Annotated in this window: 17 protein-coding genes and 3 pseudogenes; 14 read left to right on the top strand and 6 right to left on the bottom strand. The window is 68.5% G+C overall.

The window, feature by feature from the left end; genetic code table 11:
* Positions 1-460: 460 nt before the first annotated feature.
* On the bottom strand, positions 461-1,459 hold the full coding sequence (gene trxB, locus RPQ07_RS00865; RefSeq protein WP_313942010.1) for a thioredoxin-disulfide reductase: 999 nt from the start codon (positions 1,457-1,459) through the stop codon (positions 461-463).
* A complete protein-coding gene (locus RPQ07_RS00860) occupies positions 1,456-1,869 on the bottom strand; it encodes an arsenate reductase ArsC (RefSeq protein WP_313942009.1) in 414 nt (137 codons plus the stop codon). The genes trxB and RPQ07_RS00860 overlap by 4 nt, the downstream gene beginning before the upstream one ends.
* An 86-nt stretch (positions 1,870-1,955) precedes the next feature.
* Between RPQ07_RS00860 and RPQ07_RS00855 the strand changes: the two genes are divergently transcribed.
* The 3 genes and pseudogenes from RPQ07_RS00855 to RPQ07_RS00845 form a co-directional block, all read left to right on the top strand.
* Positions 1,956-2,264: a metalloregulator ArsR/SmtB family transcription factor gene (locus tag RPQ07_RS00855; protein WP_313942008.1), complete on the top strand. Its 309-nt coding sequence runs from the start codon at positions 1,956-1,958 to the stop codon at positions 2,262-2,264.
* Positions 2,261-3,370, top strand: a complete 1,110-nt coding sequence (gene arsB / locus RPQ07_RS00850; RefSeq protein WP_313942007.1) for an ACR3 family arsenite efflux transporter — start codon at positions 2,261-2,263, stop codon at positions 3,368-3,370. The genes RPQ07_RS00855 and arsB overlap by 4 nt, the downstream gene beginning before the upstream one ends.
* A pseudogene (locus tag RPQ07_RS00845) lies at positions 3,367-3,501 on the top strand (FAD-dependent oxidoreductase); the annotation flags it as partial. The gene arsB and the pseudogene RPQ07_RS00845, both read left to right, overlap by 4 nt.
* A 186-nt stretch (positions 3,502-3,687) precedes the next feature.
* Here the strand turns inward: RPQ07_RS00845 and RPQ07_RS00840 are convergent.
* Positions 3,688-3,879: pseudogene (locus tag RPQ07_RS00840) on the bottom strand (sodium-independent anion transporter); the annotation flags it as partial.
* Between RPQ07_RS00840 and RPQ07_RS00835 the strand changes: the two are divergent.
* Positions 3,811-4,249, top strand: a pseudogene (locus RPQ07_RS00835) (MerR family transcriptional regulator). The pseudogenes RPQ07_RS00840 and RPQ07_RS00835 sit on opposite strands and share 69 nt — an antisense overlap.
* Positions 4,250-4,540: 291 nt before the next feature.
* Positions 4,541-5,836 (top strand): Na+/H+ antiporter NhaA, encoded by a 1,296-nt coding sequence (gene nhaA / locus RPQ07_RS00830; RefSeq protein ID WP_313942006.1) that lies wholly within the window; start codon positions 4,541-4,543, stop codon positions 5,834-5,836.
* A 451-nt stretch (positions 5,837-6,287) separates the two neighbouring features.
* Here the strand turns inward: nhaA and RPQ07_RS00825 are convergent, their stop codons facing one another.
* Positions 6,288-6,653 (bottom strand): metalloregulator ArsR/SmtB family transcription factor, encoded by a 366-nt coding sequence (locus tag RPQ07_RS00825; RefSeq protein ID WP_313942005.1) that lies wholly within the window; start codon positions 6,651-6,653, stop codon positions 6,288-6,290.
* A gap of 248 nt (positions 6,654-6,901) precedes the next feature.
* Here RPQ07_RS00825 and RPQ07_RS00820 point away from each other — a divergent pair, with 248 nt between their 5' ends.
* From RPQ07_RS00820 to RPQ07_RS00795, 6 genes are all read left to right on the top strand, one after another.
* On the top strand, positions 6,902-8,269 hold the full coding sequence (locus RPQ07_RS00820) for an NAD(P)-binding domain-containing protein (RefSeq protein WP_313942004.1): 1,368 nt from the start codon (positions 6,902-6,904) through the stop codon (positions 8,267-8,269).
* A gap of 34 nt (positions 8,270-8,303) precedes the next feature.
* The gene (locus RPQ07_RS00815) at positions 8,304-8,768 is read left to right on the top strand and encodes an ArsI/CadI family heavy metal resistance metalloenzyme (protein WP_313942003.1); all 465 of its coding nucleotides are present in this window, start codon (positions 8,304-8,306) and stop codon (positions 8,766-8,768) included.
* A 942-nt stretch (positions 8,769-9,710) separates the two neighbouring features.
* Positions 9,711-10,049: a MerR family transcriptional regulator gene (locus RPQ07_RS00810; protein WP_313942002.1), complete on the top strand. Its 339-nt coding sequence runs from the start codon at positions 9,711-9,713 to the stop codon at positions 10,047-10,049.
* A gap of 405 nt (positions 10,050-10,454) precedes the next feature.
* Positions 10,455-12,200 carry a SpoIIE family protein phosphatase gene (locus RPQ07_RS00805; RefSeq protein ID WP_413777686.1) on the top strand — a complete coding sequence of 582 codons (1,746 nt, stop codon included), beginning with the start codon at positions 10,455-10,457 and terminating at the stop codon, positions 12,198-12,200.
* Positions 12,201-13,643: 1,443 nt separating this feature from the next.
* Positions 13,644-14,606 (top strand): DUF4344 domain-containing metallopeptidase, encoded by a 963-nt coding sequence (locus tag RPQ07_RS00800; protein WP_313942001.1) that lies wholly within the window; start codon positions 13,644-13,646, stop codon positions 14,604-14,606.
* 57 nt (positions 14,607-14,663) lie between these two features.
* Positions 14,664-14,939, top strand: a complete 276-nt coding sequence (locus tag RPQ07_RS00795; RefSeq protein WP_313942000.1) for a hypothetical protein — start codon at positions 14,664-14,666, stop codon at positions 14,937-14,939.
* Positions 14,940-15,142: 203 nt separating this feature from the next.
* On the opposite strand, the gene RPQ07_RS00790 is transcribed toward RPQ07_RS00795, so the two are convergent.
* The gene (locus RPQ07_RS00790) at positions 15,143-15,712 is read right to left on the bottom strand and encodes a hypothetical protein (RefSeq protein ID WP_313941999.1); all 570 of its coding nucleotides are present in this window, start codon (positions 15,710-15,712) and stop codon (positions 15,143-15,145) included.
* 983 nt (positions 15,713-16,695) lie between these two features.
* Complete coding sequence (locus RPQ07_RS00785) at positions 16,696-17,577, bottom strand: endonuclease/exonuclease/phosphatase family protein (RefSeq protein ID WP_413777685.1); 882 nt, start codon at positions 17,575-17,577, stop codon at positions 16,696-16,698.
* A gap of 496 nt (positions 17,578-18,073) precedes the next feature.
* Between RPQ07_RS00785 and tap the strand changes: the two genes are divergently transcribed.
* From tap to RPQ07_RS00770, 3 genes are all read left to right on the top strand, one after another.
* Entirely contained in the window at positions 18,074-20,338 is a 2,265-nt protein-coding gene (gene tap, locus RPQ07_RS00780) for a telomere-associated protein Tap (protein WP_313941998.1), read from the top strand.
* Positions 20,339-20,344: 6 nt separating this feature from the next.
* Positions 20,345-20,902: a telomere-protecting terminal protein Tpg gene (tpg, locus tag RPQ07_RS00775; protein ID WP_313941997.1), complete on the top strand. Its 558-nt coding sequence runs from the start codon at positions 20,345-20,347 to the stop codon at positions 20,900-20,902.
* Between the two features lie 557 nt (positions 20,903-21,459).
* On the top strand, positions 21,460-23,070 hold the full coding sequence (locus RPQ07_RS00770; protein WP_313941995.1) for a calcium-binding protein: 1,611 nt from the start codon (positions 21,460-21,462) through the stop codon (positions 23,068-23,070).
* Positions 23,071-23,108: the final 38 nt, after the last annotated feature.

Genomic DNA, 23,108 nt, shown 5'->3' with positions numbered 1-23,108 from the left:
GCGCGGCCATGTTGACTGGCGCGGGTGGAGCTTGACGACAAAGAACATGATGAGGGGTTTTGCCGGACCATCATCACTCACTTGAGTTGGTGTGCGGCCGGCGGCCAGGCTCAGGCGTACAAGTTCTTGGACGTGACGGTGTTCGGTCCCAAGTCGCTCCTTTCGGGGAGTGTGCCCCCCGGCTGCGGCCGCCGACGCCGCCCGCCTGGCCGCCCGTGCCGGAGGTGAGGACCTGCCGTTGCTCGCCGCCGAAACTCCAGCCCACCGCGGGCCGTTGCCCGCCCTTCTGACGAAGGCTGTTCACGAGCAGGGACTGCAGCCCGGATTCCTGCGCGGCTCGCCGGGTACGCGGTGCCCCCAGGGCGAACCGGTGGATGACCCGGCTGGCGCGAACGCCTGACGACGATTGCACGCGAAGGGTCCCGCTCATGCTGAGCGGTGCCCCTTCGGCAGCATGTGTTCAGACCGTGGCCGTGGCCGAATGAGACTGTGCGGGCAAAGAGGCTTGGTTGCTGAAGGCGGCGAGGCAGCGCTCGGCGTCCAGGGCGGCAGTGCAGCCGGTGCCGGCGGCGGTGATGGCTTGGCGGTAGGTGTGGTCGACGGCGTCCCCGGCGGCGAAGACGCCGGGGATGTTCGTACGTGTTGAGGGGGCGTCGACCTTGAGGTAGCCCTTGTCGTCCAGGTCGAGTTGGCCGGTGAACAGTTCGGTGCGCGGGTCGTGTCCGATGGCGATGAACAGTCCGGTTGCGTCCAGGTCGCGGGTCTTGCCGGTGAACGTGTCGCGCAGGATCACGCCGGAGAGCATGCCGCCCTCTTCTTCGACCTGGGCGACCTCGCTGTCGAACGCGAAAGAGATCTTGTCGTCGGTGAAGGCGCGGTTCTGCATGACTTGCGAGGCGCGCAGGGTGGAGCGGCGGTGGACGACGGTGACGGACTTGGCGAAGCGGGTGAGGAAGGTGGCTTCTTCCATGGCGGTGTCGCCGCCGCCGACCACGGCGATGTCGCGGTCGCGGAAGAAGAATCCGTCGCAGGTTGCGCACCAGGACACGCCGCGGCCGGAGAGTTCGTCCTCCTTGGGGAGCCCGAGCTTGCGGTAACCGGAGCCGGTGGCGACGATCACGGTCTTAGCGCGGTGGACGGTTCCGGCGGAGTCGGTGACTTCCTTGATGATGCCGGTGAGGTCGACCTCGATGATGTCGTCGTCGATCATCTCGGCGCCGAAGCGCATCGCCTGGGCGCGCATGTCTTCCATGAGCTGAGGGCCCTGGACTCCGTCGGGGAAGCCGGGGAAGTTGTCGACCTCGGTCGTCGTGGTGAGCGACCCGCCGACGAAGATGGCGCCGCCGAAGACCAGCGGTTTGAGGTCCGCACGGGCGGTGTAGAGGGCCGCGGTGTAACCGGCGGGGTCGGGGCCGGAGCCGATGACGATGACGTTGCGTACGTCGGGGGAGACGCTCACTTGGCGTTGTCCGCGTCGATCTCGTCGATCAGACCCTCGACCAGCTTCTTGATCTCGTCGCGGATCGGGCGGACGGCCTCGACGCCCTGTCCGGCCGGGTCTTCCAGTGTCCAGTCGAGGTAGCGCTTGCCGGGGAAGACGGGGCAGGTGTCGCCGCAGCCCATGGTGATGCAGACATCAGACGCCTTGACCGCGTCGACGGTGAGGATCTTGGGCGTCTCGGCCGTGATGTCGATGCCGACCTCGCGCATCGCCTGGACCGCCGCCGGGTTGACCTGGTCCGCAGGGGCGGAGCCGGCGGAGCGGACCTCGATCCGGTCTCCGGCCAGGTGGCTGAGCCAGCCGGCGGCCATCTGGGAACGGCCGGCGTTGTGGACACAGACGAACAGCACAGACGGCTTCTCGGACATCAGGAGTTTCTCTCTTGTCTCGCGATGATTCAGGCGCACGTGACATCAGCACCCGTCAGCTGCCACTGATGTGACAGTATCAGTCCATGATGATGTCAGTCGACACTGACCTGATCCGGGTGCTGGCCGACCCGCTCAGGCTTCGGATCGTGACCCTGCTCGCCCGCGAGACGCTCTGCACCACGCACTTGGTCGAGGAGACCGGGGCGCGGCAGACGAATCTCTCCAACCACCTGCGCGTCCTGCGTGAAGCCGGGGTGGTGGAGACCGAGCCGTGCGGGCGCTTCACGTACTACAAGCTCCGCCCCGACGTCATCACCCAGCTTGCAGGCCAGTTCGCCGATCTGGCCGAGTCCGCCCGCAGTGCTGCCGCGAACAAGAGGGCCTGTCCGTGACCCCCACTGAACCGACCACCACCGCCGCACCCCCGCAGAGAGGCGAAGAGGTCTCGGTCGTTGCCAAGCTGTCCACCCTCGACCGGTTCCTCGCCGTGTGGATCCTGCTTGCCATGGGCCTCGGGCTCGGACTCGGCCGGCTCATCCCCGGGCTGAACGACGCTCTGGCGAAGGTCGAGATCGGCGGCATCTCGCTGCCCATCGCGGTCGGCCTGCTGATCATGATGTATCCGGTGCTGGCGAAGGTCCGCTACGACAAGCTCGACACCGTCACCGGCGACAAGAAGCTCATGGTGTCGTCGCTCGTCATCAACTGGGTCCTCGGCCCCGCGATCATGTTCGCGCTGGCGTGGATCTTCCTGCCGGACCTGCCCGAGTACCGCACCGGCCTGATCATCGTCGGCCTCGCCCGGTGCATCGCCATGGTCATCATCTGGAACGACCTCGCCCGCGGCGACCGTGAAGCCGCGGCTGTCCTCGTGGCGCTCAACTCGGTGTTCCAGGTCATCGCGTTCGGTCTGCTCGGCTGGCTCTACCTCGACCTGCTGCCCGGCTGGGTGGGCCTGGGCGACGGGGAGAAGCTCGACATCTCGATGTGGAAGATCTCGCTGAACGTCGTCATTTTCCTCGGCGTCCCGCTGCTGGCAGGCTTCCTGACCCGCCGCTTCGGCGAGAAGAAGATGGGGCGCGAGTCCTACGAGGCGACGTTCCTGCCGACGATCGGGCCTTGGGCGCTCTACGGCCTGCTTTTCACGATCGTCATCCTCTTCGCCCTGCAGGGAAAGACCATCACCTCGCAGCCACTGGATGTCGCCCGCATCGCCTTGCCGCTGCTCGTCTACTTCGCCGTCATGTGGTTCGGCACCTTCCTGCTCGGCAAGGCCATCGGCCTGAACTACGACCGCACCGCCACCCTCGCGTTCACCGCGGCGGGCAACAACTTCGAGCTGGCCATCGCGGTCGCGATCGCCACCTTCGGCGTCACCTCGGGCCAGGCCCTCTCGGGTGTCGTCGGACCGCTGATCGAGGTTCCGGTGCTGGTCGCGCTGGTCTACGTATCTCTGGCGTGGCGCAGGAAGTTCACGGCGCCTCAGCTCTCCGCATGACACGGCGGACCGATGTGGTGGTGGTCGGCGGCGGCCAGTCAGGTCTCGCCGCCGGCTACCACCTTCGCCGCCTCGGTGTGGACTTCGTCGTTTTTGATGCCCCGTCCATGCCGGGCGGAGCCTGGCGGCACGTCCGGGAGACGTCTTCTGGCTCATTGATCGGGGGTGGGGAGGATACGTGCCCCCGGGGAACGGCGCCCCCTGCACCCCGCCGAGCTGATCTGCCTGGCTACCTGTAGCGCTAAGCCTGAAGGCTGACGAGGGCCCAGGTAGCGATGACCGCTCCGCATGCGCCCGGCAAGATATAGCGTGTTACAGGTGCATTGGTGGGTGAGCTTGCCGTGGAGGTCGGCGCTGGAGTCGTTCAGCCGATGATCTCTACGGTCTTGCCGCGCTGCTGGTACTTGGTCTCGAGGGCTGCGACGGAGGGGGCGTCCCAGGTGAACAACGCGTTTGGCGAAGATGACCACGGCGGTGATGGAGCCGTCGACGACGCCGACGGCGAGGTCGCCGTACAGACCGAGCAGTCTCTCCGCGGGAACCGGCATTACGAGGAGACCGGCCTGGTCATCCCGTTCGCCCGCTCCCAGGGCGGTTTCCGCCTCTGTACCGAGGCGGATGTTGCCCGCCTCATGGTCATCCACCTGGGAACAGGTGCGCGAGCTCCTCGAAGCCGCCGACCGTCTCGACACCACACCGGGTCCGACCCAGGACGAGCGCGAGGCGCTGCTGCAGGGCATCAGATCCTACGAACGGACCGCGACTGAGCAGGTGGCGATGTTGCGCACCCAGCTCGACCGGGCAGAGGACTTCGCCCGCACCCTCCGCAAGCGCCTCGACCAGGCAGGCCTCCCCTCCACCAGCAACGAGCGCGCATAGTCTCGCTCGGTGCCGTGATCGGGCGCTGCGGTCCAGCCCGGAGACCGACTCCTTCCCGGGCGGCCGCCTGTCGTGGCCGCATTCCACTGCCGGTTCGGATGACGTCAATGCCGCGTTTCAGCACGTGAAACCGGGCCTGGCGGCATGGTCAGGCCGCCGATAGGGTGTGAAGAACGCGTCAATGCGCCCCGCTTACAACGGGCCGTATCCGATGCGCGGTGTGCCGGGAAGTCTGGTCGGCGTCCTGGGGGCTCTATGCCCTCATGTCGATAGCCCCGGAAGGTCTTCCCGATGGCTCCGCCGCGCGAGCGTTCCCCATTCCTCGGACTGCTGCCACTCCCGGAACGGACGGCCGTGGCCCAGGCTCTGCGGACGGAAACGGTCGGCGGCCTCGTGCTCCTGGCGGCCGCCGTCGTGGCGCTGGTGTGGGCGAACACCCCATGGAGCGGCGTCTACGAGCAGATCAGCGCCTTCCATTTCGGTATTCCGGCTGTCGGCCTGAACCTCTCGGTAGAGCACTGGACCGCCGACGGACTGCTCAGCATCTTCTTCCTGGTCGCCGGGATCGAGCTGAAGCGTGAACTGGTCGTCGGTGAACTGCGCACCCCCGCCACCGCAGCATTGCCGGTCATCGCCGCCGTCTGCGGCATGATCGTGCCCGCCGCCTTTTACACAGCCACCGTCATGGCCGGTGGGGGCAGCATGCAGGGCTGGGCGGTGCCCATGGCCACCGACATTGCCTTCGCGCTCGCAGTCCTCGCCGTGCTCAGCACCCATTTGCCCTCCGCGCTACGTGCATTCCTTCTCACCCTCGCTGTCGTGGACGATCTGGGCGCGATCTTGATCATCGCGGTCTTCTTCACCAGCGACCTCAACTTCGCCGCCTTGGGTGGGGCCTTCGCCGGCCTGATCGTCTTCTATGTGCTCCAGCGCTACCGTGTGCGGGGCTGGTGGTGGTACGTCCCCCTGGGAGTCGTCACCTGGGCGCTGATGTACAACGGCGGCGTGCACGCCACAGTCGCCGGCATCACCATCGGCCTGATCCTGCGCACCACCCGTGACAATGGCGAGACCGCGTCCCCCGCAGAGCGCACGGCTCATCTGCTGCACCCGGTTTCAGCGGGCGTCGTGGTGCCCCTGTTCGCCCTCTTCGCAGCCGGTGTCGGCGTCTCTGTCGCGTCCCTGGGCGAGGTCTTCACCCAGCCGGAGCCGCTGGGTGTGGTGCTGGGGCTGGTCGTGGGCAAGACCATGGGCATCTTCGTCGGCACCTACGTGGCTGCCCGGTTCACCCGCGCTCGGCTCAACCCCGATCTGGCATGGGCGGACGTCTTCGCGCTCGCAGTGCTCGCGGGCATCGGCTTCACTGTGGCTCTGCTGATCGGTGAGCTCGCCTTTCCGGATCCGTCGACGTCCGAGCACGTCAAGGCCGCGGTCCTGATCGGCTCCCTCATCGCCGCTCTCTGCGCCGGCCTCCTCCTGAAGCGCCGCAACGGGATCTACCGCCGCCTGTACGCGGAGGAGAACCGCGACGACGACGCCGACGGCATCCCGGACGTCTACCAGCGAGCCCGCAACGACGATCACTGACGCGCAAGGCCGGCCCCATGGATCCCTCCGTACTGACAGTTGCGGTCGCCGCCGCCCTGGTCGTCAGAACTGCCGCAGTCGAGCTGCGGAAGCCGGGCAGCGCACGGCGGGAGTGGGCCGCCGTCACCGATGGCCGCCGGCGCCGTGACAGCCGTCATGATGAGTGCGCTGGGATGACAACATGCGGGAGCTGGCGCCCTGGCGTGGGCAGCTCTGGCCGGATTCCTGGTGGCCCACATCACCGGCGGCAGCCGTCCTGAGGACTGATCTCCTCGTCTGTGGAGGCTGCGTGCAGTTTCCACGGCCTGGATCGTGGAAAACCGCCGCCATCACCATGACCCGCTGGCCGGCCAGATTCCGTGCTGCGCTGTCAATGGGCCGGCCCCGGTCGAACTGGCCTCCAGCTCTTGGGCGCGCCCGGAACGTACGGGCCGGCCCAGGTGCCGGGCGGTCAGGTGCGGAGGTCCAGCATGGCGGACATGGCCGCGACCACGGACGGGGCCACCTGGTAGTAGACCCAGGTTCCGCGCCGCTGGGAGGTGAGGAGTCCAGCCTCGCGCAGCTTCTTCAGGTGATGTGAGACGGTCGGCTGCGAGACGCCGACGTCGGAGATGTCGCACACGCATGCCTCCCCGCCCGCGAATGAGGCGACACGCGAGAACAGCCGCAGCCGCACCGGGTCGGACAGTGCCTTGAACATCGCCGCCATCTTCTCCGCGTCGGCCTGGGACAGCTCCCCGGCGGTGATGGGCGGGCAGCACGGCACCGGATCCTCGGCCTCCAGGACCGGCAGCTCCGCAATCTTTGACTTCGACATACGTCTATGTTGACACTCGTCGATGCAAGTGGCAAGCTCCAGACATCGACAGATGTCGAAACAAGAGATCGGCGTGGCAGGACTGAAACACAGCTCTCGCCACCGTGACGCCCGCTGCATGGCCCGTATCAGCTTCCGCGGAGGCCGCAGGCAGACCTGCGACACCACCTGCCGGAGACCGCCCACCAGAAGCGCAACCCGCTGACCGCCCTCTCCGCCCGCCCACCTACTTCTGGAGACTGAGCACCATGACCGAGCAGCAGCTCCCCGTCATCGTCATCGGAGCCGGACCCGTCGGACTGGCAGCCGCCGCCCACCTCATCGAGCGGGGCCTCGAACCCCTGGTCCTCGAAGCAGGCGAAACGGCCGGGTCCGCGGTGCGCGAGTGGTCGCACGTGCGCCTCTTCTCCACATGGGGTGAGGTCACCGACCCCGCCGCGGAGAAGCTGCTGGCCCCGACCGGCTGGGTCAAGCCTGACGCAGCCACGTACCCGACCGGCGGGGGCTGGGCCGAGCAGTACCTCCAGCCCCTGGCTGACGTATTGGGCGAGCGCGTGCGCCTGGGCGCCACCGTCACCGGGGTCTCCCGCGTCGGCCGCGACCGGATCGTCGACGCCGACCGGGTCAAGCAGCCGTTCGTCGTGCACGTGAGCACGGCCGGCGGCGGCGAGGAGCGCATCTTCGCCCGCGCCGTCATAGACGCCTCCGGGACATGGGCCACCCCCAGTCCGGCGGGCGGCAGCGGCCTTCCCGCTCTCGGCGAGAAGGGGGCAGCTGACCGCATCACCTACCGCGTCCCCGACCTCAAGGACCCTGCAGTCCGCGCCAGGTACGCAGGAAAGCGCACGGCCGTCATCGGCTCCGGCGCCTCCGCGTTCACCGCCCTCGCCTACCTGGCCGACCTCGCGAAGTCTGAGGACGGCACCGGCACGCACGGAGTGTGGATCCTGCGCCGCGGCATCTCCGGCTCCACCTTCGGCGGAGGCGAAGCGGACCAATTGCCCGCACGCGGCGCCCTCGGCCTGGCGGCGAAGGAGGCCGTCGACAACGGCTACGCCGACGCCGTCAGCGGCTTCCGCACCGACACGGTCGAGCGCGGCGCTGACGGGCGGCTGATCCTCGTCGGCGAGGAGGGACAGCGCCTGGACCCGGTGGACGAAGTCATCGTCCTCACCGGCTTCCGCCCCGACCTCACCTTCCTCGACGAGCTCCGCCTCGGCCTCGACGAGCGCCTCCAGGCCCCCGTCGAACTCGCCCCGCTGATCGACCCCAACCAGCACTCCTGCGGCACCGTCTACCCGCACGGCCACCGCGAGCTCTCCCACCCCGATCAGGGCATCTACCTGGTCGGCATGAAGTCCTACGGCCGCGCCCCGACTTTCTTGGCCATGACCGGCTACGAGCAGGTCCGCTCCGTCGCCGCCGCCATCGCCGGCGACATCGGCGCAGCCGACCGCGTCGAACTCACCCTCCCCGAAACGGGAGTGTGTGGCGGCGCCGGACTCTTCGACGAGCCCGACGCCTCCACGAACGAGAGCGATGGCGGCGGCTGTTGCGCGACCCCCGCCACCCTCCAGGTCGGGATCGGCGCACCTGCCGCATCCCGCGGCTGCTGACGGCCGGTCCACCCAACTCGGCAGGAGGCACGACATGTCCCGCGTTCAACTCGCCCTGCGTGTGCCGGACCTTGAAGCATCGGTCGCCTTCTACACCAAGCTGTTCGGGATCGAACCGGCCAAGCGCCGCGACGGCTACGCCAACTTCGCCATCGCCGAACCTCCGCTCAAGCTCATCCTCATCGAGGGCACCCCGGGCGAGGCCACACGCATGGACCACCTCGGCGTCGAAGTCGACTCCACCGAAGCGGTCAACGCCGCCACCGCCCGGCTCGGCGCATCGGGCCTCGAAACCGACGTGGAGCAGGACACCACCTGCTGCTACGCCCTCCAGGACAAAGTCTGGGTCCACGGACCCGGCCAAGAACCCTGGGAGGTCTACGTCGTCAAAGCCGACGCCGACAGCCTCGCCAAGCAGCAGGGCAGCACCTGCTGCACCGAAAACGCGGCCATCGCCACTGAGGCACCCCAGCCGGTCTCATCCGGCTGCTGTCGCTGACCACGACCGAACTCCTCACCAGCGAGGCCGCGACCGGAGCACCCGGACTGACCCTCACCGTCTACACCGCTGAGCCCGCCTCACCCTCCGTGTGCCGCGGAACTGCTCGCCGCCGCTCGGCCGCCGCGTTGTCAGCCGTCAAACCGCCGGTAGGGCCCTACTCCTGCTCTCCGTCATCGGTCGAGTTCGATTACCTCACTGTCGAACACGCGAAAATCTATGTCGGCTGGAGTAGACATTGGGCTGTGGCGTGGTTATGGTTTCTCTCGTAGCCGAGATCAGCAAAGCCCGGCAGAGACGAACTGCCGGGCAGCAGTACCGCAGTTGCAGGACGGTGCGGTGGTGGAGTTCCGAAGCCGGAGTGGTTGCAGGATGGCGACGGGACTGGCGACCGGACCGGGTGGCCCGCAGTGATCAGGGGCCGCCGTCAGCAGTACCGCAGTGGCAGTACCTGTAAGTGCAGTTCGCAGTACCCAGCAGTGAAGTCAGTGAGCAGTACCTCGGTGAAGGCGTCGGCTGCGGGCGCGCGCACCGGGAGGTTCGGCAGTGGGGTTCCAAGCCGGAGCGGATGCAGGACGGGCGACGGGGCTGGCTGCCGAAGAGTGGCGCTACCGCAGGCCACCGGTAGTTCGCATCACCAGAAGTACAGAGCAGTTCGCAGTACCAGCAGTAGGTAAGTGATCCCAGAGGGAAGAACGGAGGAGCCAGGCGCCATCAGGATCGCCCGGGCGGAGTGTTGAGTCCGGGTACCGCAGGACATCGATAGTGAGGTGGTCTCCGGTCAAGCAACCGCGATCCCCGCATTCCCCGCCCTCTCCCGGGTGGACGTGCGGACACAGAGGGCCGGCGCAGTACCAAGGCCGGCAGATGGTGTAGCAGTTCCTTCGGGGCCCTGGTGCCAATGGCACCAGGGCCCCTCCACGCGTTCCACAGAGAGGTGCAATGACAGCAGACGACTCGTTCGGCCGACTCGATGACGACGACTACCCCGCCTACACCATGGGCCGGGCCGCCGAAATGCTCGGCACTACCCAGAACTTCCTTCGCGCCATCGGCGAAGCCCGCCTCATCACCCCGCTGCGCTCCAAGGGTGGCCACCGCCGATACTCCCGCTACCAGCTGCGCATCGCTGCCCGCGCCCGGGAAATCGTCGACCAGGGCACCCCCATAGAGGCCGCCTGCCGCATCGTCATCCTCGAAGACCAGCTCGAAGAAGCCCAGCGCATCAACGCCGAATACCGCCGCGCCGCCGAATCAGCGAAACCCGAGGCCGCCGCCTGAGACCGCTGTTCCCGTTCAACAGCCAGCTGCCGCCGACCTCACGCTGTTCCCGTTCAACAGCCAGCTGCCGCCGACCTCACGCACGGTGCCCGGAACGCTTCAGCGCCCCGCGCACGGGCGTGGTCGGCATCTCCGCCCGCGGTCCCCTTACGATTGTTGAGGACGACCTAGGTTTCACCAACGACGGACGTTCTTGACGTCGCCCTGCCCCGATGCGCAAACAGGGCAGGGAGCGGGGTCCCGCTGCGTTGACAGCTGAGCGAGTGCCTACGTCTGTTGACTCGGCACCATCAACGGCCCCGCACGCCGCCGTCCCCGGCGAGCTGTGTCGGAACGTGTGCCTCGTTGCATGCAGGGTCTGGGACTGGGGAACCAGATGCTTGCGTGTCTGAACGGAGGAGGGACATGGACGACGTCGGCGCTCTTGGCAGGGAAGGTGGCCCCGTGCCAGGGCATCAGACGGGGTCTGGCGCCCTGGTCCACGGCACGCTGGAGAACCTGCAGGCGGCTGCCATCGCTGTCGATGACGATGGTCTCATCGTCGCGGCCAACAAAGCAGCCCTGAGCTTGCTGGGCTGGGCTGCCCGGGAACTCGTCGGCCAGGACTTCCACGATTTGCTGCACCGGGACAGATACGGGCATTCGATGCCGCGCACGCGCTGCCGGATGAGGCAGGCGCTTCTCGCGGGGGACACCCGGCATGGCGATGCCGAGTGGTTCGCCCGTGAGGACGGCACTCTCGTCCAGATGTCCTGGCTGGTCACGCCCTGCAAACCCGGCCCGGGCGTGATCGGTGCGCTGGTGATGCTGTACGAGCCGAAGCCGAAGCAGGAGGACTCGGTCCACAGCGATGTCGGGCCCTCCGGGCCCCTGACCGAACTGGACCGCTTGGCCCTGCTCGCGGAGACGACCACGCAACTCACGTCCACCCTGGACGTGGACGAGGCACTGCACCGACTGGCTGCCCTGACCGTGCCCCGGCTGGCGGACTGGGCAGTGTTCGACGTGCTCACGGAACATGATGAAGTGCGACGTGTCCTCGTGATGGAACACAAAGACGGCATTCTCGTCGAACGGGAAGACCTCCAAGGTCCGATGCCTCCCCTGCCGACAGAGTCGCCGATGCCCCTGTCGCGAGCTCTGCGCGGTGCCTCCTCCTCTCTGGCCGGCCCCGCCACCTACCAAGGCCCGCCGGATTCGGGCATCGCGGTCGAGCAGCAGCGCTTGTTCACTGCGACGGGCATGCACTCCGCTGCCATTGCGCCCATTCGCGGTCTGCGCGACGTACTCGGCGCCCTGACCCTGGGCCGCGCACAGCGCCATGACGCCTTCACTGCCGCCGACCTGCCGCTGCTGGAGGACCTCACCCGCCGGGCGGGCCTGGCGCTGGACAACGCGCGTCTCTACCAGCGTCAGCGCAAAGTCGCGGAGACCATGCAACGGCACCTGTTGCCCCAGTTGCCCGTCCTGCCCGGGCTGGAAATGACCGCGCGATACGTACCCGCTCCGGACGCCTCATCCGTCGGCGGTGACTGGTACGACGCCTTCGCTCTGGCCGCCCATACCCACGCACTTGTCATCGGCGATGTCGTCGGGCACGATCTCGACGCCGCAGCCGGCATGGCGCAGGTCCGCAACATGCTGCGTGCCTTCGCCTGGTCCCACCCCGACGCCCGGCCCAGCGCCGTCGTCACACGGCTCGACGAGGCGGTGATGCACATAGCCGAGGTACCCATGGCGACCATGATCCTCGCCATGCTCACCCTCGGCGACGACGCATTGTGGCGCCTCAGCTGGACGACCGCCGGCCACCCGCCGCCCCTGCTCATCACCCATGACGGTCAGGCCCGCTACCTCGACGAGGCTCACGGCATGCTGCTCGGCACCGGAGTCACCAGACCTCGCCCCGACGCCGTCACTGTCCTGCCACCCCGGGCCACGCTTGTGCTCTACACCGACGGACTGGTCGAATCCCCGCACCACTCCATCGATCACGGGCTGGACCGGCTGCGCCGACACGCGGCATCCCTGGCCCACCGCCCCCTGGACGCCTTCTGCGACTCACTGCTGAACCAGGTCCGACCCAGCGACAATGACGACGACGTCGCCATGATCGCACTGCGGACACCCCCTCCCGCACAGGAGCAGTGATGCGAATGCCCCGCAGACCTATTGCGGAGGAAGGCTGAGCCGTCGTCGGCGGGCGCTTCGGCCGCAGTCGTCTTCACGAATTCACGAAGAAGGCTGTCGCATATTCAGGCTCTCGATTGTCTGCGAGGTTCGCGGCTGCCCCAGGTGAGGGTCAGGCGCGTGTTCCACCACGGTGACTGGGCCCCGGCCGGAGTCAGCAGCGGGCTGATCTCGTTGTGCAGGTCCCCGCTCCTGGAGCCGGTTCCGGGATGCTGTCGTGGGTGGGTTGGGCCACGATCTCGCTCACGGCGGCCACCTCGCCGCGCTCGTCCGGCTCGGACCGCGAGTGGAAGACCACCTCCGCTCTCCCGGACAGCACACCCGGCGGGCCGGTCCACCTCACCGGGCATGCCGATGATCTCCAGACGGGTGAAGCTGGGGACCTGCTCATGCGCGCTGCGCCTGCTCGGGGGAGAACGTGTACCGCCGCGGACCTACTTCTCCGCTACGGCCCCGTCCCTGCACCCAGGGGTGGGGCCGTAGCCATGTCCTGCCCGGAGTGTCCTTGGGGCCGCGCCCGGCCGTCCACTACCACCCAGCTCGGCTGACGCCGTTCCCGGCCCGTCTGTGGGCCGGTCGCGCCCGCCGGGTCGCGCCCGTCCTGCCCGTCTCGATGCCTTTGGGGTGGGGGTTGCCGTGGTTGATCACGTGGGGGTGATGGTGCAGCTCGCCGGGCCGCGGTTGTCCCTGCCTCTGCGTGATGTGCAGCGCCCAACACGACGCCCTGCGTCGACACCCGCGCTGCTCATTCGCTCGGGCTCCTACCCTCCACACTCCCACCGCGGAGCCCGTGTCATGCCCGCATCACCGACCCTACTCGCCGCAGCCGACCCTCCTTCCCGCGACCACGCCCAGCGAGCGAAAGAGGGGCATTCGGCATACGCATCACGGTGCTCTCGTACGGCCTGGGAGCCGACTCGACCGCCATTCCGTCGCTGCGAGTTCAGGCTTTCCGAAGGGGCCGCAAGGAACCCGCCCAACAAGCGCGGTGGCGCCGGGCGCATTCATCCCTGTCGACGAGAACCGAGCGGGGGCAGGCGGTGCGATCGACAGCCACCCGATGTGATGGTCGGTGGCATGCCGCTGTTGGCGTAATGGCGCCTCTGGGCCAATTGACCGCCCCGGGTTCTGCATCGTGGTGCAAGATCACGGCCAGCCCGAACCGTGGGGGCAAATCGCCATATACGGGTTCTTGTGGACGAAGGGTGCGTCGATCATAATCCGCGTGTCAGGTTCGAGTTCTGCTTCCTGCTTCCGGCCGCCGGCGTGATCGACCCTGCGGTGCCGCTCGCGGTTCCGGTTCCCTTCGTTCGAGCCCATCCTCCGGCGTCGGGAGGAGGGCTCCGGCGGCCATATCAGTACAACCGCCCGCCGCAACGCCTTGACCAAGGACAGGAGTCGACCGTGGTGTTGAGCAGTGGTGGGTACTCGGCGAAGCTGAAGGCTGCCTTCGTGGGGGCGGCGCTGCTCATTGCCGGTTTCGCCACCGTCTCGTGTGGCGGCGACGGTAATGCGGCCGACGCCGGCGGCAGGGTCACAGTCGTCTACGAAGACGCCACGATCAAGCCGAAGGACCGGCATGCCGTGGCGGTTGTCCGGAAGTCCGCCGTGCTCGAGGACGTCGCCGACTGGGTGACCAAGTCGGTCGCCCTCCCGCATGACCTGGTCGTGAAAGTCACCGACAAGATCCCACCGGGGGTTACGGATGCGGTCACCCAGCCCGACGGCAGGACGATCTTTGTGCCCCCGCCGTTCCTGACCCAGATCGAAGGGGTCCTCAGCAACGTGGTCAAGACCGTCGAGCGTCCCGCCCTGTTCCCCAGTGCCGAGTTCAACGCCGACGACCTGACCGCGCTGTCGACTCAGTTCATTTTCGGCCACGAGATGGGCCACGCTCTGCAGCGTCAGCTGCTGCTGGCGAACCTCGGCCTCGAGGAGGACGCCGCCGACGGGTTCGCGTCGTTCTACACCGTCAACGAGGTTGGCCCCGGTCCGTCGTTGGCAGCTGCGATGCTTTTCGACGAGCTCGCACGCAAGGAGGGCAGGCTGACGCTGGAGGGGTTCTCAAGCGATCACCTCGTCACCCAACAGCGGGTCTTCAACTTCCTTTGCTACCTGGAGGGGAGCGACCCGAAGAGGTTCCACGGACCCCTGGTCAGTGGGGGATACCTGCCGAAAACCCGTGCCCCGTTGTGTCCGCAGGCATGGGCGATGCTGGACTACGGCTGGTGGACCCAACTCAAGCCACATTTCCGTGCGGCATTCAAGGACCAGGGCGACAAGACGCAGGAAAGCGCCCGCGACCAGCTGGTCGCGGAGACGAAGGCTTTCGAGAAGCAGATCGACAAGCTCCGCAGCGGGCAATGAGCGTGAACGGTCGATGCTCGGGCAGGCCCGTCCGGAGCCCTCGGTAGAGTCTGGGCGATGACAGGAAGCCGTGGCCGCTGGCCAAAGACCGACCAGGATGGTGGCATCGAAGACGTGACACTCTTCATCCTGGAATGGCTGGGTGAGCAGGGTGTGAACGCCATGATCAGGGTGGACGCCGAGAGGGTGGCTGACGGGGCGCCGGCGTGGACCTTTGCCGCCAGTGGGGGTCCGTTGGAGCATGGCATGCGTGCTGATGGGAGGACCGTGCAGCAATGCATGTCCACAGCCCTGTCCCAGCTGCGCGAGGCGGGGCTGTCGGTTCCGTTTTGACCTTCGTCTTCGCTCGCCTCTGACGTCGATGCCCCGTCGAGCCACACATACATGACGCCTAATCCGCGGCGGCTACCGCGCGGGGTCGACTGGCTAAGCCAGCCTGCTGAGACCGGTCGTCACCGATTGCTCTCCTGGACGACCTTGAGGGAGAGTTGGGCACCCATTTCCTCGAAACCCAACGCGGAAGCAACCCGCTGGGATCACAACCTCGCACAAGTCTTGTGCCGTCGGTGGTAAGACCAGGTCACCGCTGCCAGGAGCGGGCCCCACAGCAGGAGTGGGGCGTAGGTGGCGATGAAGAGGGCTTCGCCGGCCGAGATGCCGGGGTCCGGACTGGGGAAGGTCAGCAGTCCGCCGAAGAAGAGGACCCACCACAGGACGGTGACCGTGAGGGCTCCCAGCGAAGCGGCGAGGAGCGCGAGCCGGTGGTCGACCGGGCGCCCTCCGAGGAACGGAATCCAGCGCGGCATCACCTCACCCCAGGGCCGTACCAGGCCCAGCGTGAGGTACGAGGCGGCCTCAGCGACCGCACCGATCAGCAGTACGTAGACCACGCCGATCAGAAAGGAGTCGTCAGGGAATGCGGCGAGGAACTCCTCTCGCTCCATCACCCCGACCGGCACGCCGAGCACGAGCGCGACGCGCCACACTCCGGAGGGGACGGTCGACCAGGCCGCGACATGGGCGGCACACACTGCCCAGCGCGGAGGCGGCGGGACCAGCAGCGGCACGCGGGATTCGGGCGGCTCGGGATCATCCGTCGTCGTCATGCCCCTGAATCTCTCGCACCGCCCGGCCCGGCACCTCGTACGGCGGGACGATCCACCTCCACCGCACGGGGGAGCACGGCCCGCCCCAGCACAGCAGCGGCATACGATCCTTGATCACAGGCCCGAGGCCGGGAGGCGGACCACGGCTGGGGTGACCGGAACCACGTGCGAGTGCACGAGGTGGAGTGCGGGTGTTGGTACGGGCTATTCCTCGTCCTTCCGATGCTGGTTCGTCCGGGCTCGGAGGTGAGGCCGAGCAGGAGGAGTGGGATGACGGCTGCCGCTGTCAGTGCGACCAGGAGCGGTGCCCGTTCGCCTGGAGGCAGGTGGTGCAGCAGGTGGATGTGGATCACCAGGTGGGGCAGGGCGTAGACCAGGCACCGCGAGAGCAGTGCGGATCATGGTCTGCCGCATGGTGAGCGTGCCGACGCCCAGGGCTACGGAAGTGGCCAGGCTCATGGCCCCGTAATCCAACGTCAGATGGGCGTTGTACGCCATTCCCATGCCGACCCAGGGAACGTCGAAGAACGAACGCGGGGCCAGCAGCGCCCAGCATCCGACGATGAACTGCGTCGCCGTCAGGAAGGCCAGGCCGGAGCGGAGCCAGGTTCGGGCGCTCATACAGGCCGCCCCGGGTCGGTCACGGTGGGCGTGGTGGCGGCGGCCAGGTGCTCCGCGAAGGTGATCCGGCCGACGGCATGGCCGGGGGTGAGATGGGCCCCCGCCCGGTAGGCGCGGAAGACGGAGCCGGGGCGATGATTCCGTACGCGGTGCCGGGCAGTCCTGATGGGTGAGCTGGTGGGATCGGGGGAGTGGGGAGCCGGGCGCGTCGGGGAAGGGGGCGGGTGCCGGCCGAGCGGGCCTGCTTCAGTGTCTTCTCTCGGGCGGTGATGGCGCCGGCAGGCCGCGCAGGTATGGGCTGGGCGTGGCGGAATGTCGGCTCTCGGGTTCACGGGCCGGGCCAGGCTGGGCGGGATGTCTGCTCAGGTGGGGTCGATGTCGGTGTGGAGCAGGTGGTGGTCCGAGTGGGGGGTGGGATGTACTCGGTGCTCACGTGGGGTGATGCCGCGCAGGAAGATGTAGTCGAACGTGGTCTGCCAGTCGGTTGTCGGTGTGCAGGTGCCGGTGGGCGTGGGACGGCACTGAGGGTCTGCATCTGTGGCCAGTGCCCACATGCGGGCTAGTTCGGGAGTAGCCGGTTCGGCGTTGAAGTCGCCGAGTACGATCGCGCGGTCGTGCTGGGCGACGTCTGCGGCGAGTACGCGGGTCTGCTCTGCTCGGACTGCTTCCTGGCGTCGTTGGGCGAGGTGGGTGTTGAAGACCCGGACAGGCCGGCCGCCGACCTGGGTGGTGACTGCCATGTACCCGCGGTCCTCGGATCCTCCTTCGGGGTATTCCCTGTGGCGGAGGTCTGTCATGGGTGCCGCTGAGAGGATCGCCTGGCCGAAGGCCCCCGGACTCCACGGCATGCCTCCGCAGCGGCGCCAATTGCGAAGAACCGTCCCGTACTCGACGTGGTAGACCAGCCCGTGACGCCTCTTCAGATTGTCGCGGATCCTCTCGACGTCACGCACGCAGGCTTCCTGAAGGCCGATGACCTGGGGCGCATGTGTGGCGATCTCGGCTGCCCGGTCGGTGTTGCTTTCGTCGCAGGGGTTGCAGATGTTCCACGTCATGACCCGGTTCGGTACAACATCCTCGGCGGCTTCGACGGGCAGTGACCTGGCGAAGAGGCCACCGTTCGGTGCGCTGGGGCCGGCAAGCACCACGCAGGCCACGATCACGGTGCCCGCGACTAGCCGCCTGCTTCCTCCGGGCACCATCGCCTCCTCCGCGTGGATACGCATGGCCTTTGACGTCTTCATCCACGAGGTTATGGGACGGGGGCGCCCAACAGCACCACCGGTGTGCGGGTCTCGTTTGCGCTTCGGAGCAGGCCCAACCCCGACCAAGCCGAGCCGGTTCATGCCGCAGCGCATCCGCAAGGGGCTGCTGCGCCTCCTGTGCGGAGCCCAACGGCCATCCACTGAGGGACATGGCTCAGTCGGGCTTTGCGATCTCCTCGCCGCGCTCACAGGCATGCAGGGACGGTCGTCCCAGCCCCCTTCTGGCGGAGACCATCGCTGCCCCCGGCAGGCGTTTTCATTGCAGGGCTTGTTTCGATCCGGGCGGCCAGTGCGCGTCGGAGCCGGGTGCCGGCGTTGATGCTCGTGCCAAAGTGCGCACGGGCACCTGCCGTCTGTGGGTACGGGCATGAATCCCCTGCTCCCTACGGGCCTCTGGGTGAGAGATGGGTTGCGCGATTCGATGCGCGTTTGATTGTGCGATCAGGGGTAGGGTGGCGGCTCGGAGGTGACCTCTGTGCCCACGGAGAACGAGCTGTTCAGCGCGGTCGACGCGCTGCTGGAGCAGGTGGCGCAGGATGATCTGCCGCCGCCTGCGGAGCGTCGGCGGCTGCGTGAGGCGGCGGGGCTGAGCCAGGCGGAGATCGCCCAGGCTTTGGACACACGCCGGGAGGCAGTGGGGAATTGGGAGTCGGGGCGGAGTGAGCCACGGCAGCCGAAACGTGCCGCCTACGTCCGGCTTCTCGAGGGTCTCGCCGCTCGCTATCCCGCAGAGCCCGCGGCGGCTCCCGCCTCCGACGTGACCAGGTCCCCGGGAGGGCTCACCGGTCCTCCGCATCCCGCAGAGGCTGAAGCGGCTCCCGCCTCCGGCGTGATCAGGGCCCGGGGAGGGTTCACCGGTCCTCCGCCCGCTGCGGTTGTCGACCAGCGGCAGGTTGAGGCACCCGCCCCGACCCCTGTCGCGCCGGCCCGTCCGGTGGAATGCGGTGCCAGACCGTCATCGAGGCGCCCAAGGGCGGAACGGGCTGCAGCGATGGCTGCTCCTGCGGCAGGGGGTGATCAGCGCTGTGGGAACGGTCCGCTCGCGGTCGTCGACGTCGAGGACGGGACGGCCTTCGCGTACTGCATCGGAGGTTTGGTACTGGACGTGCCAGCCAAGTCGCTACCGACGCTGGTCGAGTGGACGCTGGCGGAGGCGCACCTCGGCCAGCCGAAACTGTCCGGTTCGGGCAAGGACGCCGACCCGCTGATCGTCCTCACCGAATCGGCCTTGGAGCGCTACGGCCTCCCACCGCGACTGAGTGACGAGGAGCGCCTCTCCGGGCGCCTGCCGGAAAGCCACAAGGCGGTCAAGCAACTGGTGCGGGCCGAGTGGAAGCTGACCAAGCGCGGGTTCGGACCGTGGGCCCGCATCTACCGGCCGGCAGAGGGCGGCAGGCGCCAGTGCGTGCAGCTGTGTATCCCCTCCTGGAACGCGCTCGACACCCGCCATTGGTTGGACGCCGCAGTTCTTCCCCCGGCTGACCTCGCCCGGGTCCTGGGCACCTACGCGATGCGGGTGATGACGCCACGCGGCTCGACCGCGGTGACCGGCCTGGAGCTGATGACCGCGTTGCATCCGCCGACCCGGGCTTCCGAGCCGGACGCGGACGGTAAGCGGCACAGCGAGCACAACCCCGGCTCGCTCGGCAAGGACCCGGTCGACCCGGCACCCTGTGAAGTGCCCGACGGGCACCCGCTCCTGGCACACCTGCCGCGCTTCCACCAGCGCGGCCCCGCCGAGGTGCTCGTCGAGGAGGCGTACGACTGGGCCCGGCCGCTCACCGATGACGAGTGCACGAAGCGGCATCTGGTGGGCATCGACGTGAACATGGCCTTCGCCGCCGGCGCGAACGGCACCGTCGTCGGCCTCGGCGCCCCCACTCACGTCACCAACCCGGTGTTCGATCCGAAACTGCCCGGCTCCTGGCTGGTCGACCTCTCCCACGTCGACCTGTCCCGCGTGAAGTCCGGCAAGGACTGGGTCGACCTGGACGGCGAACTGCTGCCGTCCCCGTTCACGCCGAAGGGCGAAAAGCCACAGGGGCCGGCCTGGTACGCGACACCGACGGTGGCGTACGCGGTCGAGCTCGGCTACGACGTCACCCCGACCGAGGCGTACGTCCGCTACGACAACGGCCGCTACCTGGACGGCTGGTACAACCGGCTCCGCGACGCCTACGTCGCGACGATGGCCGACCTCGGTGTTACCGCCGACCTCGCGCCGGAAGACTTCCTCACCGCCATGGTCGGCTACCGCAACAACGACCCCGACATGGCGATCGTCGTCTCCGCGATCAAGGCGACCGTCAAGGGCGGCATCGGCAAGCTCCGCGAAAGACCGCGCGGCGAGGGCTGGAAGCCCGGCCAGCCATGGCGCGCACTGGCCCGGCCGACATGGCGGCCGGACATCCGCGCCGCGGTCATCTCCAAGACCCGGACCAATATGCACCGCAAAATGGTCAAGCACGCAGCGTTCACCGGCCAGTACCCGGTCGCGGTCCTGTCCGACTGTGCCGTCTACGCCGCCGACGGGCCCAGTCCGCTCGACTTCCTGCCCTACCGGGAAGGCAAGCCGCTGCCGGGCGGCTTCCGCCTCGGCGTCTCCCCGGGGATGGTCAAACACGAGGGCACCCAGAGCGTGCTGTGGGGCGAAGGCGTCCGCGAAGAGCACGGCGCCGAACTCAACCTCGCCCGTTACATCAAGGACGGCAGCATCATCCACACGGACACGGGGGAGTAGCCGGTCATGCCCACGTTCGGCGACGGCCTCGAGCAGGCCGTCCAAAAAGCGTTCACCCGCCCCATCCCCAAGAGCGCGGGCGCGCAGATGCGCTACCTGGTCAAGCAGTACAAGAGCACCAAGCAGGTCGCCCAAATGCTGCGGATCTCCCAGCGCACCGTCGAACGCTACGTGAAAGACCAGATCAAGAAGCCACGGAAGGATCTGGCGCAGCGCATGGAGCGCGAGGTCACGAAGCGCTGGCAGCCGCAGATCAGGCAGAGAGCCAAGGAGACCGCGGCCACCAGCGAAGGCATCGTCATCGACTTCCGCGCCCGCCTCGGCTACACCGCCCCCATCGGCTCCACCGACCAGGACCGCATCCGCCACCTCACTGTCGCCCTCCCGCCGGAGCATGCAGCCCGCCTCTTCGACGCTCAGGAACAAGGGGCCACTGAGCGGCAGTTGCAGGAGATCGCCGCCGACGCCCTCAAGGAGGTTTACTTCCAGGACGGCGGCCGCCGCGCCGGCAGCCTGGAAGAAGTCCGCTTCACCGACGTCGAGCACATCGAGTTCGAACTCTAAGGGCTGTCCCGTAATCCCCGGTGGACCAGCGCGCGGCGTCAGATGCGGTGCATCGCAAGGCGAAGGGTCGTCCTCATACTGGGCGTATTCGGGCGATCCGACAACGCAGCGAGGTGCCGTGGATGTCGTCGTGCGCCCGCCGGGGATTGCGGGACAGCCCTTAGGCAGCGGGCCTCACGCTCGGCCGGCTCCGATGCTGAGCCGAAGAACCGATTGCACCGGGGGCCCTGCACACGTGTCTCACCTGCGAGCTGACAGGGCGTAACCCTGCTGCTCCCGGGCCGGTGTGCGCGGACACGGGCTCCGGGTGCCGTGCCGTCCGGGCCGCCAGTGAACACCGGACAGCGGTGGCAGCGATGTGGCTACTCCACCCGCGCGCACCTCGAGCCATTTACCGAGCGTCACAGGGCATTCATGTGACGTCTCTGATGATCTGCGCGGAGCAGCATCGCCCAATGACGCGAGGAGCCCGATACACGATGCCGTTCCTTCCCACTCCACGTCCCCGTCGCCTGCTCGCCTCGGCGGTCGCCGCCGGTGGCCTCGCAGGTTCCTTGATGATGGCCACGCCCGCCTATGCGGTGGGCGAGTGCGGCACCGATTCCATGGGCGGCAGCGCGGGGATCACTGTCGACATCGTCGGCAGCACCGTCACCTGTACGTACGCGCTCACCGGCGACGCCGGCGGCGAGTTCACCTTCACCGTGCCCGCCGGCGTCACCTCGCTGAACACCATCACCGCGGTCGGCGGCTCCGGCGCGAATGCCACAGGCGGCACGGGCGGGGGCCCCGGTCAGGTCGCTGCCCAATCGCTCAGCACCACCCCTGGCCAGACCCTGTACCTCCAACTCGCCGGCCGGGGCGCCGGACTGAGCGGCGGCTACAACGGTGGCGGTGCGGGCGCAACCGCCACCGGCGGTTCGGGAGGTGGCGGCGGTGCCACCGCCGTCCAGACCTGCGCCGCGGGCAGCTGTACCTTCACCGGCGTCCCGGCGACCGATCCGCGGCTGCTCGTCGCCTCCGGCGGCGGCGGCGCCGGCGCCGTCAACCTGGGTGGCGGCGGCTCCGGCAACGGTCCCGGTGGCGCCCAGGGTGCCACGATTCCCGCCGGGCTCGGCGCCGGCGGCGCCGGCGGTGGGTTCGGCATCGGAGGCGGCGGAGGCGGCGGCAACGTCAACGGGGGCGACGGCACCACGTCCGGTGGCGGCGCCGGTGGTGCCGGTGCCAACAACGGCGGCGGCGCAGCTCCCTACACCGCGGGCGGCGGAGGCGGCGGCAGCCGGGCCAACTCGGGGCCCGGTGGCGGCGGGGCGGGCAGCACCGCGGGGCTCGCGGTCGGCAGTGGCAACAGCGGTGCCCTCTCGCAGGGCGGCAACGGCAGCACCAGCATCGGAGGGGGCGGTGGAGGCGGCGGCTGGTTCGGCGGAGCCGGTGGAGCCGGAGCCGGCGGAGCAGGCTCCTCCTACGCCTCGCCCACGGCCGTGACCAGCCCCGTGGCGACCGCGGCCACGGCCGCGGCCCGCCCCACGCTCGTCTTCACGTACACCCTCCAGAACCTGGCCTGGGTCACCACGAGCCCGCTGCCCAACGCCACGCAGGGCAGCCCCTACTCCACCACTCTGCAGACCTCGGGCGGCTCCGGCGCCCCCACGTTCGCGGTCACCGGCGGCACCCTGCCGCCCGGCCTGACCCTGAACCCGGCGACTGGCGTGATCTCCGGTACCCCGACTGCGACCGGTATCTACAACTTCACCGTGCGGGCCACCGACCCGGACCCGAACGTCACCCCGATCACCCGCGACTTCCAACTCACCGTCGTCGCCGCGCCCGTCCGGACCTGTGCCAACACCGCGCCCACGATCACCGGGAACAACCTCCCGAACATCCTCGTCGGCACCCCCGGTGACGACGTGATCTTCGGTCTCGGCGGCAGCGACGTCATCGACGGCCGCGGCGGCAACGACATCCTGTGCGGCGGCGACGGCAACGACCGCGTCGAGGGCCAGGACGGCGCCGACGTTCTCACCGGCGGCAACGGCAACGACGCCCTCTTCGGCGGCAACGGTCCCGACGTCCTCGACGGCGGCCCCGGCACCAACACCAACGACGGCGGCACCGGCCTCAACGTCTGCGTCCGACCGCTGACCGGCCCCGGCTGCACCATCTGACCGGCCAAGGGGAATCCACCCGACCGTGCTCGCCATGG

The organism is Streptomyces sp. AM8-1-1 (genome assembly GCF_032229325.1).
Classification (GTDB): domain Bacteria; phylum Actinomycetota; class Actinomycetes; order Streptomycetales; family Streptomycetaceae; genus Streptomyces; species Streptomyces achmelvichensis.
The sequence above is the reverse complement of the archived record's forward strand: the minus strand, read 5'-3'. Positions and strand labels throughout refer to the sequence as shown.